This is a genomic window from Acinetobacter sp. BY419 (assembly GCF_019038395.1).
In the GTDB taxonomy this organism is placed as follows: Bacteria; Pseudomonadota; Gammaproteobacteria; order Pseudomonadales; family Moraxellaceae; genus Acinetobacter.
Map to the genome: position 1 here is coordinate 1 of NZ_JAGFXZ010000049.1, position 16,983 is coordinate 16,983.

A 16,983-nucleotide genomic window follows, 5' to 3' on the forward strand; every position below is an offset into this window, starting at 1 on the left:
TTACGCAGAATAATTCGGTACTATTGAACATCAGGACTAGAGTTGTGAGTTTGGTGTGGTAACTCAACTGATGGCTCTAGTCCTCTTATTTTTCAAGTCAATTTCTTATCCGCGATTCGGGTTAATTTATAGAGTAATTAAATTTAGCAGAATTAAAATAAAGTACTGTTAATTAAAGTAATATAAGGTTCATATGGATGAATATTAAATTAATATTGGTTGAAATATTTATAAAGGATCGAGATATATATAGAATAATTTTTTAAAAAAAAGCTAAGCTAGATTCATAAAATGTAACTACATTTAAGTATCTGCTTTTTTGTAAGTGGTTTGTGTAATAGAATTAATATATCTTATGAACAAATCAATAAAAATAGAGATGCTGAAAAGACAATAATACATTAAAAATAATTAGTGAAAAGTAAAATAAAAATATTGAAGGATATTAAAAATGGTGATGAAAATATTGGTGACGGGTGGGGCCGGTTTTATTGGATCTGCTGTCATCCGGCATTTGATCAAAGAGACTGAACATCAAGTCTTGAATGTTGATAAGTTAACTTATGCTGGCAATCTAGAATCTTTAATTTCTGTATTGGATGCCCCCCGTTACCATTTTTCTCAAACTGATATTTGTGATCATGTAGCTTTAACAGGCTTATTTTCAGACTTTGAGCCAGATGTGGTCATGCATTTGGCGGCAGAGTCCCATGTCGACCGTTCAATTGATGGTCCAGCCGAATTTATCAGTACAAATATCGTCGGTACCTATACCTTATTGGAAGTTGCACGAAAGTATTGGCAAAATTTGACTGAAATTAAAAAATCCAAATTTAAATTCCATCATGTTTCAACAGATGAAGTCTATGGGGACTTGGAAGGCACCACAGACCTATTTAATGAAACCACACCTTATTCGCCAAGTTCACCTTACTCGGCAAGTAAGGCCAGCTCGGATCATTTAGTGCGGGCCTGGCATAGAACCTATGGTTTGCCGGTTGTTGTCACGAATTGTTCAAATAATTATGGCCCTTATCATTTTCCTGAAAAATTGATTCCACTAGTCATTTTAAATGCTTTGGAGGGAAGGTCATTACCGGTCTATGGCGATGGTCAGCAGGTTCGTGACTGGCTTTTTGTGGAAGATCATGCGCGTGCTTTATATCAGGTTGCTACTCAGGGCGTTGTAGGCGAGACCTATAATATTGGTGGATGGAATGAAAAACAGAATATAGACGTGGTTAACACCATTTGTCAGATTCTAGATGAATTAAAACCACAGCCAAATGGCCAAAGTTATGCAAGCTTAATCGCTTTTGTTAAGGACCGGCCTGGACATGATTTGCGCTATGCCATTGATGCTTCAAAAATTGAGCGTGAATTAGGCTGGAAACCACAAGAGTCATTCGAGACTGGTATTCGTAAAACTGTGCAGTGGTATCTGGATAATCTGCAATGGTGCCGTCGCGTTCAGGATGGCTCTTATCAGCGTGAACGCCTAGGGGAGGCAGTCTAATGTCAAGAACAACAAAGGGGATTATTTTAGCAGGTGGTTCGGGCACACGCTTGCATCCCATCACGAAGGGGATCTCTAAACAGTTACTTCCGATTTATGATAAACCGATGGTTTATTATCCATTATCTGTGTTGATGTTAGCCGGTATCCGGGAGGTTCTCGTCATCAGTACCCCGGAAGATATTGGTGGATTTAAGCGTTTATTAGGAGATGGTTCACAATTTGGCATGCAGCTGAGTTATGCGATTCAGCCTCGACCTGATGGTTTAGCACAAGCCTTTATTCTGGGTGAACAATTTATTGGCCAAAGCAATGTATGTTTGGTGCTGGGCGATAATATTTTTTATGGGCAAGGTTTTACCCCTATGCTGCGCCATGCAGCAGCACGGCAAAATGGAGCAACCGTATTTGGTTATCAGGTGAAAGATCCGGAACGCTTTGGTGTGGTGGAGTTTGATGAACAGCAACGTGCTATTTCAATTGAAGAAAAACCGGAAAAACCTAAATCCAACTTTGCTGTAACGGGCCTGTATTTTTATGACAATGAGGTGATTCAAATTGCCAAACAAGTAAAACCCTCTGCGCGAGGTGAGCTGGAAATTACCTCAATTAACCAGGCATATCTGGAACGTGGTGATTTGAATGTTGAATTGCTGGGACGTGGCTTTGCCTGGTTAGATACGGGCACACAGGGTAGCCTGCTGGAAGCGGCTCAATTTGTAGAAACACTGGAAAAACGTCAGGGTTATAAAGTTGCCTGTCTGGAAGAAATTGCATTGAATAATGGCTGGCTGAGTAAAGAGCAGGTTTTAGAAATTGGGCAAACCATGAATAAAAATGGCTATGGCCAATATCTGATTTCTTTGGTAGGGTAATAGTGATGAATCTTATCGAATGGATTGAATTACCTGATCTGGGAGATCATCGTGGCAGTTTGGTGGTCGCCGAAGCCAACCGGAATATCCCCTTTAATATACAGAGGCTCTATTATATATTTGCTGTCCAGCCTGATGTTCCTCGCGGGTTTCATGCACATAAACAGCTGCAACAAATTGGGTTTTGCATTCAAGGCAGCTGTAAAATGCTGATGGATAATGGCAAAGAAAAGCAGGAAGTCTTCATAAGACAATCTAATAAAGGACTATTGATTCCGCCAATGGTTTGGCATGAGATGCATGATTTTTCTGAAAATTGCATATTGTTGGTGTTAGCAAGCGATTACTATGATGAAAGTGATTATATTCGTAATTACGACCAGTTTTTAAAAGAAGTAGATAAGACTTTTATGCAATAGAACATCAGATCATAAAATCAAGAAAAATAATTTATAAGTATGATGGCTTTGCTAATCGAGAGACTTCAGAAAATAGAATTTTAAATAATAATAAATATGAAGGAGATGTATGAGATGATTAAGCCGCTTACATCATTGCGTATGTTTTTTGCGCTATTTGTTTTTCTTAGTCATTTGGCCTTTCTAAAAAATGACACGCATTATGCAAATATTTTTAACAGTATTTTTGACGAAGGATTTTTAGGTGTCAGTTTTTTCTTTATATTAAGCGGATTTATTTTATCCTATAATTATAAAGAAAAATTTTTGATAGGAAATATTTCAAAAAAAGAGTTTTATATTTCTCGCTTAGCAAGAGTATATCCAGTACATATAGCGACTACGGTAATTGTACTCCTGTTGACCTTTAGCCAGACTGGAAAAGGATGGGAATACTTAATTCAACACATTTTTCTCATACAAAGCTTTTTTTTAGAAGAAAATATTCATTTCTCATTAAACTCTCCATCCTGGAGTATTTCCGATGAATTGTTCTTTTATCTACTTTTTCCATTTGCATTTTTAATTTCTGAAAAAATAAGAAGCTATATATTTATTTTTTATCTTGTAGGTATTTTAGTTTTGAATCTCCAGCTTGATAAAAATCAGGATCACTATTGGTTGTATATTTCACCATTTGTACGTTTTTCTGATTTTCTGCTCGGTATTATCTTGTTTGATCTTTATGAGAAAATAAAAGTTAATTATTCTAAAATAAATGTACCTACCTTTGTATTTGAATTAGGAGCAATTTTACTTTTTGTCTTATTCTTTGTATTTCATAGCAAGATAAATATAAGTTATAGATACTCAATTTATTATTGGTTGCCTATGGCCACCATTATTCTTGTTTTTGCATTGTCTCATGTGGTTAAGGAAAAAAGTATTATTACCAAGTTTTTATCAAATAAATATATGGTCTTAGCGGGAGAAATCAGTTTTTCTTTTTATTTGCTTCATGTTTTGGAAATACAGGTTTTAAATTATATAAAAAAGATACTTTCAGTTAATATGGACTTAATGTTGTTTTCATTGATTATATTTATTGCGACTTTAATAGCTAGCTTTATAATGTATAAATATATTGAAAAGCCTCTGAATAGAAAGATGAAGAAATTTTTATTAGAACCCAGTTTTAAATCCAAGAATTATGAACTGAATAAATAATATTGGGTTTTTTCACTTTAGTTAATATCAATATATTAGTTTTTATAAATGTGAAAATGAAAAATAAATAACAAATTATTATACGAGATTGATAGGAATGATACCTTTTCTTGACCTAAAAGCGATAAATGCTCAATACCGTGACAAACTTATAGCAGCTTGTACCCAGGTCATTGATTCTGGTTGGTATATCTGTGGCAAAGAGTTAGAAGATTTTGAACGAAATTTTGCGAATTATTGTGGCACGGAATATGCCATAGGGGTTGCCAATGGATTGGATGCTCTAACTCTAACCCTGCGTGCATGGAAAGAACTGGGTAAATTGAATGAAGGGGATGAAGTGATCGTACCTTCAAATACCTATATTGCGAGTATTTTGGCAATTTCACAGAATCAACTGAAACCGGTATTGGTCGAACCGGATATCCAGACTTTCAATATTGATGCTAAAAAAATTGAAGCCGCTATCACCCCAAAAACAAAGGCAATTTTGCCTGTACATTTATATGGACAGCTTGCTGCCATGCCGGAAATTACAGCAATTGCCCAGAAATATAATTTACTGGTTTTAGAGGATTCGGCACAAGCTCATGGCGCTGAAATCGAGGGTAAAAAAGCGGGGAGTTGGGGAGATGCCTCAGGCTTCAGTTTTTATCCAGGAAAAAACCTGGGTGCACTGGGCGATGCAGGGGCAATTACCACCAATGATGCTGAGTTGGCGCATATGCTTAAGGCTATACGTAATTATGGCTCACATGAGAAATATAAAAATCTGGTCATGGGAGTAAATAGTCGCCTTGATGAAATTCAGGCGGCAATCCTGAATCTGAAACTGCAATTTTTAGATCAGGAGACCCAGCATCGTCGTCAGATTGCAGATCTATATTTAAAAGAAATCCAGAATCCAGCCATTACGCTTCCACTTCAAAATATAAATACCACAACTGATATGCAACATGTTTGGCATTTATTTGTGATCCGGACCAGATATCGGGAAGAATTACAACAGTACTTGGCAGAGCATGGGGTGCAGACACTGATTCATTATCCGATTCCGCCTCATAAGCAGCAAGCCTATAAAGAGTGGAATGACTTAAGTTTACCAATTTCAGAACAAATTCATGCGGAGGTCTTGAGCTTGCCGATAGGGCCTACTTTATCTGTGGATGAAGCAAAGCAAGTTGTTCAGTTATGTAATGGTTTTCAAATATAGATGAATTTACTTAAGACCAGTGTACTGAATGGGATAGCAGTCTTGATTAAGACCATAACCCTGTTTGTACTGAATAAAATTCTGGCTGTATATCTGGGGCCGACTGGATATGCAGCTTTAGGACAATTCCAAAATTTTATTCAAATGGTGACTACTTTTGCCGGTAGTGCAATTAATACTGCCGTCATTAAATATACGGCCGAGTATCATGAAGATGAAAGCAAACAACGCGCAATATGGAAAACAGCAGGCAGTATTGTTTTTCTATTTAGTCTGATTTTCGCGTTTTTGATTCTAATCTTCCAGAAACAGCTATCGATTTATATATTTCAGACACTTGAGTATCAAGCAGTTTTTGTATGGTTCGCCGTATTTCTAGTATTTTTTAATTTTAATACCCTGTTTTTGGCGATACTGAATGGCAAAAAAGAAATACTAAAACTGGTACTTGCCAATATTGCAGGCAGTTTATTTGCACTTATTGTCACCAGTATTTTAGCCATAAAACTGCATTTATATGGTGCCTTGATTGCACTATCCATTTATCAGTCTGTCGCGTTTATCGTGACGTTATTTTTGTGTTATCGAGCCGACTGGTTTAAGTTTTCCTCTCTGTTTGGAAAAATAGACTTAGAAATTACTAAAAAATTTAGTTCTTTTATCTGGATGGCATTGGTCAGCGCGATCTGCGTACCTCTATCGCAAATGTTGATTCGAGCTTATTTAAGCCAGGAATTTGGCCTGGCGTATGCAGGCTACTGGGAAGCCATGATCCGTCTAAGCACCGTATACCTGATGCTGGTCACAACAACATTGGGAGTCTATTACTTGCCGCGCTTATCAGAACTCAAGACGCTTGATGAAATTAAGAAAGAAGTTTATTTGGGCTATAAGTTTCTTTTTCCACTGGCTGTGGCAGGCGGAATAATCGTTTTTGTGCTGCGCGATTGGATTATCAAGGTCTTATTCAGTCCATCTTTCGCACCCATGCAGAACCTGTTCTTTTGGCAAATGATGGGGGATGCACTAAAAATAGGAAGCTGGATACTGGCTTATTTGATGTTAAGCAAAGCGATGACCACACTGTACATAACTACAGAAATTATATTTACCTTGACCCTTATTGCTTTGACCTATGTATGTACCCAGGTTTTTGGATTTGAAGGCGTTTCAATTGCCCACCTCATAAATTATGGAATATATTGGATCGTAATCAGTTTATTTATATTTAAACCATTAAAATAAAAAGAGAAATCATATGATAAATGGACAAACTTTAGTTTCTGTCATTATACCAAGTTATAATCATGAAAAATTCGTGTGGGATAGTATCCAGAGTGTCATTAACCAGTCTTATCAGAATATTGAGTTAATTGTCATTGATGATGGATCTACAGATTCTTCAGTAGAAAAAATACAAGAATTGATTCCACGATGTGAAAAACGATTCACCCGGTTTGAATTCAGACATCGACCCAATAAGGGCTTGAGTGCAACCTTGAATGAAGCATTAGAATGGGCGCAAGGAGAATATTTTTCTTCTCTCGCTTCTGATGATATAATCTTGGAAGATAAAATAAAAATACAATCCGAATTTTTAGACCAGAATAAAAATTGTATCGCAGTATTTGGAGGAGTATCCGTTATTGATAATGATTCTAATCTGGTAAGGAATAGAATTAAAAAAAGAAAAAATTATAGTTTTGAGCAAATTTTATTATTAGAACATGATTTGCCAGCCACGACCCAGCTGATTCGATCAAGCGCTTTGAAAAAAATCGGTGGCTATGATGCTGAAGTAAAAATCGAAGACTGGTATATGTGGTTGCTTTTAGCACAAGAAGGGGAGCTATGTTACCTTCCTGTCGTGTTTGCTAAATATAGGCTACATGATAATAATATGCATAAGCAAACGGCCCTTATGCATGATTCAAGAATGATGATTTTAAATGAGTACCAAAATCATATTCTATTTAATAAAGCAAAAAAGAGGGCGTTATGGATAAATGCATTTGAATTGGGATTAATATCCAAAAAGAAATCATTAGAAAAAATGCTAAGAATTTTGAGAGAATATCCATCTGAAATTTTGACATATGATTTTTTAAGGTTTTTTTACTGGTTATTCATTAAAAAAGATTTTTAATAAAAAAGTAAGTTTGATAAATATTATTAATTTTAAGTAGATATCAATATTTTTAAATATATTAAATAAAAAACAATAAAATTAATAATACAAAATATTAATCAGTTCTTCTGCTTCGAGTGAAGCAATAGATAATATAAAAGGAATGGATAATGATTATTTTAAATGAGAGTAATTCAAAAAATAACATTATTTTTTTAAGTGACAGTAATATAAGAGACAAAGTGGTTATATATCTTGTATTGTTTTCATTTTTTTTATCTCAGTTTTACTTTTGGTCAAGTGGAATTCCGCAGTTTAGTCACATTTTTATTATGGGGGCTATTCTATTATTATTTAATAAAAGTTCTAAAATAAATATTGAATACTCAAATATACTTTTATTATTTGTTGCATATGCAATTTGTGTAAATTTTGCCTGGTATTTAATAGTTCTAGATTCCAGTTATATGATGTCAACTGTTTACTGGGTCTTCAATTTATTATTTTTTTTATTAATGATGAACTTGAACCAGGTTCAGATAAACTTTTTCCATGAAAAACTATTATTTCTTATTCCTTTTTCCTATGTCGTTGAAATTATTATCTGGGCAAGTAACTTGGGTCGTTATGATTTTGAACCTCGATACAATGGTCTTTTTAATGATCCTAATCAAATGGCATTTTGGGTGCTAAGTACCTGTGCAATTTATTTATATATTTCTGGAAGCAACTTTAAAAAAATAGTCGTTTATTCTTTAGCCTTATTCCTGATTTTATTGACCATGTCAAGATCTGCTTCAATTGGCTTTTTAATGTTAACTCTAGGATTTATATTTAGCCAAAAAGGAGACCTCAATAAAAGAATATTCGTATTCTTTGGCACCTTGGTTTTTTTTGGGATTTTAAGCTACTTTTTATATAACATGGGGGTTTTTGATAGTGTTGTATTACGATTTATAGAAGGATTAAATCAGAGAGATAGCCAAGTAGAAGGACGCGGTCTTTTTAGTTTTTTTGATTATCCTCAATATTTGATTTTTGGGGCTGGGCAAGGTGCTCACTGGTTATATAACCCCACAGGAAATGAAATTCATTCAACCTGGTTGGGTATCTTGTTCTATTATGGAATTGTAGGTATATCCTTATTTTTAATATTTTTATATCAAATATTCAAGAAACTGTCACTTTCAAACAAGATGATATTATTAGGACCAATGTTATACGGATTTACCACTTATAGTGCAAGAACGCTTATTTTCTGGTTTTTATTGGCGGCTTTTTTACTATTTTCAAATAATAATAAGGAAGAATAAATATGTATATTTCTATAGGGATTCCATTTTTTAATGCTGAAAAATACCTGGAAGATGCGATTAAGTCGGTACTGGCTCAAACTTTTCAGAACTGGGAGTTAATATTAGTAGATGATGGATCAACAGACCGGTCTTTAGAGATAGCCCGAGCATTTACTGATCCTCGAATCCGTATCATTTCTGACGGTTACAACAGAAGATTGCCCTATCGCTTGAATCAGATTATCAATGAAGCAAAACATGACTTTATCGCACGTATGGATGCTGATGATTTAATGGCAGTAGACCGGCTCGAAAAACAGGTTAAAGTTTTGAATGAAAATCCACAGATTGATTTAGTGGTAACCAGCCTGTATTCCATTGGAAATAAAAATGAAATTTTAGGAAAAAGAATTTTTTCTAATCACCAGATGCAGCCCAAAGAAATTTTGCAAGGTCTGACCAATTTATTACATCCTTCACTTCTTGCACGTAAGGCGTGGTGTCAAAGAAATCCTTATCAGGAAAATAACTGCTTAGCTGAAGATTATGAATTATGGCTCTCAGCAGCTATAAAAAATGATTTTAATTATGTGGTTATGCAAGAACCTTTATATTTTTATAGAGAAGTAGAAAATATAAAAAAAGAAAAAATGATCCGTGGTTATAATACCCAGATTGAAGTGATTAAAAAATACTATAAGAATATTATCTCTGATATAGAGAAGAATAAAATTATTTTAAAATTTGAAATCAAAAAAATTATAGTAAGAATATTAAATTTTCTGAATTTAATGCAAGTTCTACAAATACACAGGATTACATCAGTCTCTGATCAGGATAAAGATTTTTATGCTTCACAATTAGAACTGATAGGAAGATTAAAATAATGATAACTAAAAAAATTGCTATTATAGGATCTACTGCTTATAACCTTTATAATTTTCGTAAGGATTTTATTTCTGCATGTCTAGAGCGAGGCTATGAAGTTTATGCTTTTGTCTCCGAATATGACGATCAGTGGCTAGATATCATTAAAAATCTTGGAGCAACTCCTATTACTTATCAACTTAGTCGAGGAGGGATGAATCCATTATCTGATTTATATTCTATTTTCCAGCTTGCAAAAAAAATAAAAGAAATTCAACCTGATATAGTATTTTCATACTCAACTAAACCGGTTATTTATGCTACTTTGGCTGCTTATAAGATGAAGGTTCCTTATATCTATGGCATGATTGAAGGATTGGGTTCACCCTTTACCATTCACAAACATGGTCAAAATATTAAAACTAAGTTAATCCGCTTTATACAAGTCTCTTTATATAGATTAGTATTTCCCTACTTAGATAAAATTATTTTTCTAAATCGCGATGATCCTAAAGATCTGATACACCACTATAATCTCCCGCATAAGAAAAATGCGATTGAAGTTTTGGGACCTATTGGTCTTAATTTAAAGGATTTTGGCTATACAAAATGGGATGATCAAAAAAAAATATCTTTTATTTTTGTAGCTAGATTAATTGCTGAGAAAGGAATATTTGAGTATTTAGAAGCGGCTCAAATAGTTAAAAAAAAATATCCTGATGTATCATTTAAGATTATAGGTTGTTTAGATATAGAAAACCCTACAGGTTTAAAACAGGCAGAATTAAACAGACTAATAGAGAAAGGCATTATAGAATATGATGGATTTGTCAAAGATGTAGCTAATCGAATACGTAATAGCACGGTGTTTGTATTGCCCTCATATTATCGTGAAGGTGTTCCTCGCAGTGCACAAGAAGCAATGGCTATAGGAAGACCAGTAATTACTACTGACGTACCAGGCTGTAATGAAACTGTGGTAGATAGAGTTACGGGCTTCCTGATTCCAAAATGGGATGTAACAGAGTTAACAGAGAAAATGATTTATTTTATAGAGCATCCTGGACAAGTCAATAAAATGGGATATCAAGGATTTCTGTATGCTAAGAAAAATTTTAATGCTGATCATATAAATCATAGATTATTGCAAATATTAGAAATGGATTAGTTGTAAAATCATTTAATAATATTTCTTATTCATAAAATTTAAATTTTGATTATATGTAATTTAAAAATAATAAAAATCTATATTGTATTATACAGGAGATTATAGTGAGCGAAGATGCAAGCTTTCAAATAAAAAAATACGAAGATTCTGATAAAATCATATGGAACGAATTTTTATTAACATGTAAAAATTATCATTTTATATTCAATCGGGATTTCATGGAATATCATTCTGATCGTTTCGAGGATTGTTCTTTAATATTTAAAAATGATAAAAATAAAATTATGGCTTTATTGCCCGGGAATATTAAAGATAATATTTTTTATAGTCATCAAGGTCTAACCTTTGGCGGATTTTTAATTAATAGAGGGTTACATGCTGCTGATATACTTGAATTATTTACTCAATTAAAGATTTTTTTAAAAGAAAAAAATATTGAAAAAATTATATATAAATGTATTCCGATTATTTATCACAATTATCCAGCACAAGAAGATTTGTATGCCTTATTTATAAATCATGCGAACCTTTATCGTAGAGATATTAGTACTTCTATTTATTTAGAGGAAGAGTATTCATATTCAGCAAGTAAAAGAAGATCAATTGAGAAACTCAAAAAAAATGGGATTAGTTGTGAAGAAGTAGAGCAGCCTAGTGTTGTCTGGGGGGTTCTTCGTGAAGTATTACATCAGCATCATAACCAGCAACCGGTGCATAATGAAATTGAAATAGATTTATTAAAAAATAGATTTCCTAATAATATAAGAGCTTATAAGTGTTGTTTTGAAGGGCAAATTGTTGCAGCAGCAGTAACTTTTGAAACTGATAGGGTGGTTCATACTCAGTATTTGGCCAGTAATAATAAGGGTAGAGAAGAAAGAGTATTAGACTATCTAATTGATTTTTTAATAAATAAAAGTAAAAAAGTGGCTAAAATATTCGACTTTGGCACTTCGAATGAAAATGAAGGGAAGTTTTTAAATAAGGGATTGATTTATCAAAAAGAAAGATTTGGTGCGCGTGCGATTGTACATGATTATTATAATATAGATCTATAAATACTCTGTTCTACAAACCATATAATTATGGGTTTATTTAATCGTATCATGATATTACTGAATAAGCCTGCAGTTATAATTTTTATGCTCACTATTTTTATTATAACTCGGTCATTATCAGTCAAAAAAACATCATGATTTGGTTTGATATTACTACTCAAGAATAGATGCAAGTGAATGGCTAATAGAGTCGAATTCAAATTTTTTCTGTGTTTTTATTCGATGCTATTTTAATTTAATCCGATGTTTCAGCTTTTATTATTTATATTCTTAAAATTGTATAACATTTAATTTTGGGGTATCTGAACTTGCTTGGACAGCATCGGACTGTTTGATGCTTTAAGGAAGATGAAGGCATATGGGGAGTGTGATTTACTATTAAAAAGTTAAGAGTACACTTAACTTACTCCAGATCGCACAAAACTACAGTTCTTAGATGACGGTGTATGAAAACCTAACAACATCCGCATGCAGATGTGTATCCAAAATTGAAATGCCTGAGTGATACAGATGATCAAAGCTTAAAAAACATATACTATTCGAATCTATATAATTTTTTATAATAATTTCATTAACTTATGATTAATAGAAATCTATGCAATAAAATCCTAGAGGCCGTTAATTTTGTTTTTGATGAAAGAGAATTGTGCTTTTTATCACAATATTCTAGGTTAGATCACATTTTGTCACATTTTTTTTAGTGTGAGCTGTGTTGTATTTTGTAATTGATATTTTTTTCAATTAACACTACTTTTCTTTATTTATTATAAATAGTGAGTGATCTTATAAGGTCGATATAATTCACGAAATGGCTTATTTCATTGGAAATTTTATAAGGATTTAATCGCAATATCAAATAAATTATCATCAATATGATAGGGATTAAAATAATAATAAAAAAAATATTAATATCAGGTAATTTTTGAGATAACTGTGCTGATTCTCTTTACCTTAAATATATCTATACTTAAAACTAAACATCCTTGATATGATTCTGAAAAATAGACATATCGAGGTGTTTATTAATGGGTCTAATAAAAGAAAAAAACAAGATCAAAAAAAAAGAAGAAACTACTATTATGATATATAAGCCTTTATTTAATACAGAAAATAATATTTTATTAAAGAGATATTCTAAAAATAAGGGTCAGTATAATAGTGAAATAATACAATTTTCTTTAAAAAAAGATCAATTTAATAAAGTGGGTAAAAAGAAATTTAGGTATTGTATGCATAATGATAATTTAATTTTAAAAAATTCTTTAGTGCCTAAAGTACAATTTTATTCTATAGCTGGTTTTTTTAAAAATAAGCAGGAGGCATCTAAGCGGTTGGTTGATATAGTTATTGCCTTCTTGGCTTTGCTTATATTATTTCCAGTTTTTATTATGATAGCTTACAAGGTGCGAAAAAATTTGGGTTCACCCATTTTCTTTTATCAAGAACGACCTGGTAAAAATGGTAAATTATTTAAAATGATTAAATTTCGTTCTATGAGGAATGCAGTAGATAAGGAGGGTAATCCTTTACCAGATAAATTTCGTATTACTCCATTTGGACAAAAGTTACGCTCTAGCAGTTTAGATGAAATGCCACAGCTCATTAATGTTTTAAAAGGAGATATGAGTATTGTCGGACCCCGGCCTCAAATGAAAGAGTTTTTGCAACATTATACTGATGAGCAAATGAGACGACATGAAGTAAAACCTGGTATGACAGGACTTGCTCAGGTAAGTGGACGCAATAATTTATCCTGGGAAGAAAAATTTGAATTAGATGTACAATATGTGGAACAGTACAATATGTGGCTGGATTTTAAAATCATGTTGAAAACGGCTAAGGTAATGTTGAGTCAAGAGGGAATTAATGCTCCTGATCAGGAAGTTGGTGCTGTGCGGTTTTCCAGAAAAAATATGCCTGAAACGCCTTTATTTACGAAAGAAGTAAAATAATACGATCAATAAAAATGCTTCTTGCAGTCACGGGTTTAAGCTTATATTTTCTGATCAAGAATGCTGCTTTTTCAAAGCAATATTGAACCTTAGGAATCAAATATCTGTCTAGTATTATTAAAAATTTAAGCGAGTTGAATATGTGATAGATTTTTCACAGAAGAATAACTCATATTTGAGCTTGTTATGATTACTTATATTTAATCACAGTTTTTGATTTATATTTGAGTAACTTAATTTAAGAATCAATCCGGCTTATGTTGCTCAAAAGATTTTGATGGATATCCATTTTGGATTATTTTTTAGAAAATTATGTATGAGGCTGTTTTGGATACAATACTATTCATGACTTGGATAAATATAAAAAAGCTTCAAACAGATTTAAATTAAATGATTTCAAATCTGTTTGAAGCGATATAACATTTTCTCATTCTCTTGAGTATAAGTTTTTAAAAGGCCAACTTATATCAAAGTAGCTTGATCAGCTTTTTAATGTCTGGACAAGTACTTTGATTTTCTCAGAGAATTAAATAGGCTTAATATCCATTAAGTCCGCTTAATCTTCATTTTTTGAAGCCTTATACGCATAAGCATAATTATAGCCATAACCTGCAGCGGAGCGTTGAATATCGTTTAAGATTACGCCATTGACCTTGACTCCAGCCTGTTCAAAGCGATTGACGGTTAATTCCAGCTCTTTCATTTGAGTTTGTGCATAACGTGCAATCAATAAATTCACACCTGCATGCTGCGAGATGATAATCCCGTCAGTAACTGCAAGAATCGGTGAAGTATCAATCAGGATATGATCATATTGACTGGACAACTGAGTCAGCATTTCACCAAATAGCGGGGTGCTGAGTAACTCGGATGGATTCACCGGGCTTTTACCCCGAGTCAATAAATCTAAGCCTGGAATATCGGTTGATTTGATAACCTGATCCAAACTGGCCTGCTTATTTAAATACTCGGACAAACCCGGTTGAGGCGTCTGATTAAAGTATTTATGGATATAACCCCGACGTAAATCTGCATCAATCAAGAGTACACGTTTTTGACCTTGTGCCAAAATTGCAGCCAGGTTGGTCGAGATAAAAGATTTACCTACTTCTGGTGCAGGACCAGAAATCATCACAATATTATTTCGTGCATTGCTCAAGGCAAAGTGAATGGCAGTGCGCATACTGCGCAGGCTCTCAATCGCAATATCATCACTGTTTTTAACCGCCAGGATAGGAATATATTTTTTCTTCTTTGCCAGCTTGATATAGCCATTTTGGGCAGGTGAGCGAGGTACCGTCGCATATACAGGTAAATCCAGCTCATTTTCAATTTGACTTGAATCTTTAATGCCCGAACGTAACATATTGCGTAGCAGCGCCAGCAAAGTGCCCAGGAAGCCACCCAGAAAGATCGATAAAATCAGGATTTGCAGTTTTTTAGGTTTGATCGGTTCTAGCGGCTCAACGGCAGTATCCACTACCCGTACATTACCAATTTCACCGGCTTTGGCAATTCGTAGCTGCTGGTAAGAGTTTAACAGAGCAGTATAGAGTTGCTGTTTCACTTCAACTTCACGGAACAGTTGTAAGTATCGGCGTTGCAGGTCTGGTAGCTGCTTTAAAGTCCCTTCCAGTTCAGTAATTCTTTTATTGATCGCACCAAGCTGTGCATTCATCTGCTGCATTACCGGATGTTCATTGGTGTATTTGGCAGAAGCCTCAGCCACTTGCTGTTCGAGCTGCGCTTTTTGGGTTTCCAGGCTAATACTTTGGGTCAGATACAGTTCCGACTCTTTAGTGACATCGACCGTATTAGACTGCTGACGGAAAGTATTGAACTCTCGTTCAGCCACGTCCAGTTGCTGGCGCAATTCAGGTAATTGTTCATCTAGAAACTTGAGTGTTTGAGCCGTTTCTGCGGAACGACGTTCAATATTTTGCTGACTATAGGCAGCCAGAATGGCATTTAGGACTTCAGTGATATGCTGCTTGTCAGTACCCTGATAATTCAGGCCTAATACACCGGTCATTTTGCCTTTTTCTGCAACCGAGTAATTGGCAAGAATTGATTTTACCGCAGCGGGCAGAGATTGCTTTTGTACAAGATAAGGTGCATTGAACTGGTCTTGGCTATAAATGGCAACTTTCCACTGACCATGTTCAGACTGCAATTCACTAGGCTGATTTAATGGGGCAGAGAAGACTACATGTTCTGTGACCGGGTTGGTTAAAGTGTATTTACCCGGCTGAAAGTCAAGACGTAAATTTTTGTCATAGAAATAAGCAGGCACTTCAAACTGACGGATATCGAAGGATTTAGCATTGTCTTTAAACAGAACAGATGTTTTGTTATATTCGCTTTGATAGTCATGCGGTGACAATAAACGATTCGTAAAGCTGTTTTCAGTTCCAGCAATGCGAAGATCCAGATTTAAAGCCTGAATGGCAGAACCCAGCACCAGACGCGATTTTAATAGTTCTATTTCTGCCTGAGCGGGTTGCTTTTGCTCGATCATGCTGGATAAATCACCCAACAAGGCAGCAGACGTCCCTTTGTTTTCTTCGACCTGTACCAGCGCATCAACCGAATAGGTATCGGGGGTGACTCTTAAATACAGCAAGGCGCAGATCACGCTTAAGATGACACACAGTGCAATCAGCTTCCACTGTGCAATAAGTGAAAAAAATAACTCTTTTAAGTCTATCGTATCTTCAGTATTGCTATTTTGGCTCATAATCTTGATTTCAAATTTAAATATATTTTTTCCAGTCAGCAATACAGCTCTGTATTAACTGGCAGGTATCATCAAATACAACTTGGTCATGCCGATAAGGGTCAGCGATATTCTTGCTTTGCCAGTGCCCCAAACGGAAGGTTTTACCTTTGGCAAAAGACCAGGTCTGTTCAATATGTTTTTGTTGATTTTGACTCATGACCAAGACTAAGTCGGCCCGTTTAATCATTTCGGTATTCAGTTTCCGGGCAATATGAGGACTCAGGTCAATCCCCAAACGCTGCATGCATAGACTGGCTTTTTCATCTGCTGCATGTCCCACCACGCCCGCAATACCTGCAGACTCAATCTGCAAATGTGGGTACTGTTGTTTTAAAAAGTATTCCGCCATAGGACTACGGCAAATATTGCCAATACAAACTACCAAAATATGTTTAATCTGCATTATTGTCCCAAACGATCCAGGTTATAGAGTGCATTCGAGAACGGGATTACCTGGTTCACGACACGTTGCCAGCGTGCCAGACCTGAAGCATCGACATAGACAAT

At 34.4% G+C, this 16,983-nt stretch carries 15 protein-coding genes; 12 read left to right on the forward strand and 3 right to left on the reverse strand.

Annotation, left to right across the window (positions count from 1 at the left end; all coding sequences use genetic code 11):
• The first annotated feature begins 457 nt into the window (after window positions 1-457).
• The 12 genes from rfbB (at window position 458) to KUG37_RS13905 (ending at window position 13,697) form a co-directional block, all read left to right on the forward strand.
• Window positions 458-1,516 carry a dTDP-glucose 4,6-dehydratase gene (gene rfbB, locus KUG37_RS13850; RefSeq protein ID WP_216938321.1) on the forward strand — a complete coding sequence of 353 codons (1,059 nt, stop codon included), beginning with the start codon at window positions 458-460 and terminating at the stop codon, window positions 1,514-1,516.
• Window positions 1,516-2,391 (forward strand): glucose-1-phosphate thymidylyltransferase RfbA, encoded by an 876-nt coding sequence (gene rfbA, locus KUG37_RS13855; protein WP_216938319.1) that lies wholly within the window; start codon window positions 1,516-1,518, stop codon window positions 2,389-2,391. Before rfbB ends, rfbA begins: the two co-directional genes overlap by 1 nt.
• Before the next feature lie 5 nt (window positions 2,392-2,396).
• Entirely contained in the window at window positions 2,397-2,810 is a 414-nt protein-coding gene (locus KUG37_RS13860) for an FdtA/QdtA family cupin domain-containing protein (protein ID WP_216938317.1), read from the forward strand.
• A gap of 114 nt (window positions 2,811-2,924) precedes the next feature.
• Complete coding sequence (locus tag KUG37_RS13865; protein ID WP_216940615.1) at window positions 2,925-4,016, forward strand: acyltransferase; 1,092 nt, start codon at window positions 2,925-2,927, stop codon at window positions 4,014-4,016.
• Window positions 4,017-4,113: 97 nt separating this feature from the next.
• Entirely contained in the window at window positions 4,114-5,229 is a 1,116-nt protein-coding gene (locus KUG37_RS13870; RefSeq protein ID WP_216940618.1) for a DegT/DnrJ/EryC1/StrS aminotransferase family protein, read from the forward strand.
• A complete protein-coding gene (locus KUG37_RS13875; protein WP_216940621.1) occupies window positions 5,230-6,474 on the forward strand; it encodes an O-antigen translocase in 1,245 nt (414 codons plus the stop codon). It begins immediately after the preceding gene.
• Window positions 6,475-6,487: 13 nt separating this feature from the next.
• Window positions 6,488-7,375, forward strand: coding sequence for a glycosyltransferase (locus tag KUG37_RS13880; protein WP_216940623.1), 888 nt, complete (start codon window positions 6,488-6,490; stop codon window positions 7,373-7,375).
• Between the two features lie 152 nt (window positions 7,376-7,527).
• On the forward strand, window positions 7,528-8,670 hold the full coding sequence (locus KUG37_RS13885; RefSeq protein WP_216940626.1) for an O-antigen ligase: 1,143 nt from the start codon (window positions 7,528-7,530) through the stop codon (window positions 8,668-8,670).
• 2 nt (window positions 8,671-8,672) lie between these two features.
• Window positions 8,673-9,539 carry a glycosyltransferase family 2 protein gene (locus KUG37_RS13890; RefSeq protein WP_216940629.1) on the forward strand — a complete coding sequence of 289 codons (867 nt, stop codon included), beginning with the start codon at window positions 8,673-8,675 and terminating at the stop codon, window positions 9,537-9,539.
• A complete protein-coding gene (locus KUG37_RS13895) occupies window positions 9,539-10,687 on the forward strand; it encodes a glycosyltransferase family 4 protein (protein WP_216938133.1) in 1,149 nt (382 codons plus the stop codon). The genes KUG37_RS13890 and KUG37_RS13895 overlap by 1 nt, the downstream gene beginning before the upstream one ends.
• A gap of 104 nt (window positions 10,688-10,791) precedes the next feature.
• Window positions 10,792-11,745 carry a GNAT family N-acetyltransferase gene (locus tag KUG37_RS13900; protein WP_216938131.1) on the forward strand — a complete coding sequence of 318 codons (954 nt, stop codon included), beginning with the start codon at window positions 10,792-10,794 and terminating at the stop codon, window positions 11,743-11,745.
• Window positions 11,746-13,034: 1,289 nt separating this feature from the next.
• The gene (locus KUG37_RS13905; protein WP_367947494.1) at window positions 13,035-13,697 is read left to right on the forward strand and encodes a sugar transferase; all 663 of its coding nucleotides are present in this window, start codon (window positions 13,035-13,037) and stop codon (window positions 13,695-13,697) included.
• 556 nt (window positions 13,698-14,253) lie between these two features.
• Here the strand turns inward: KUG37_RS13905 and KUG37_RS13910 are convergent.
• The 3 genes from KUG37_RS13910 to KUG37_RS14785 all read right to left on the reverse strand — a co-directional run.
• Window positions 14,254-16,434: a polysaccharide biosynthesis tyrosine autokinase gene (locus KUG37_RS13910; RefSeq protein WP_216936988.1), complete on the reverse strand. Its 2,181-nt coding sequence runs from the start codon at window positions 16,432-16,434 to the stop codon at window positions 14,254-14,256.
• A 16-nt stretch (window positions 16,435-16,450) separates the two neighbouring features.
• Entirely contained in the window at window positions 16,451-16,879 is a 429-nt protein-coding gene (locus KUG37_RS13915) for a low molecular weight protein-tyrosine-phosphatase (protein ID WP_216936989.1), read from the reverse strand.
• Window positions 16,879-16,983 (reverse strand): hypothetical protein (locus tag KUG37_RS14785; RefSeq protein WP_254202713.1); only part of this gene is annotated, 105 nt, incomplete at its 5' end. The genes KUG37_RS13915 and KUG37_RS14785, both read right to left, overlap by 1 nt.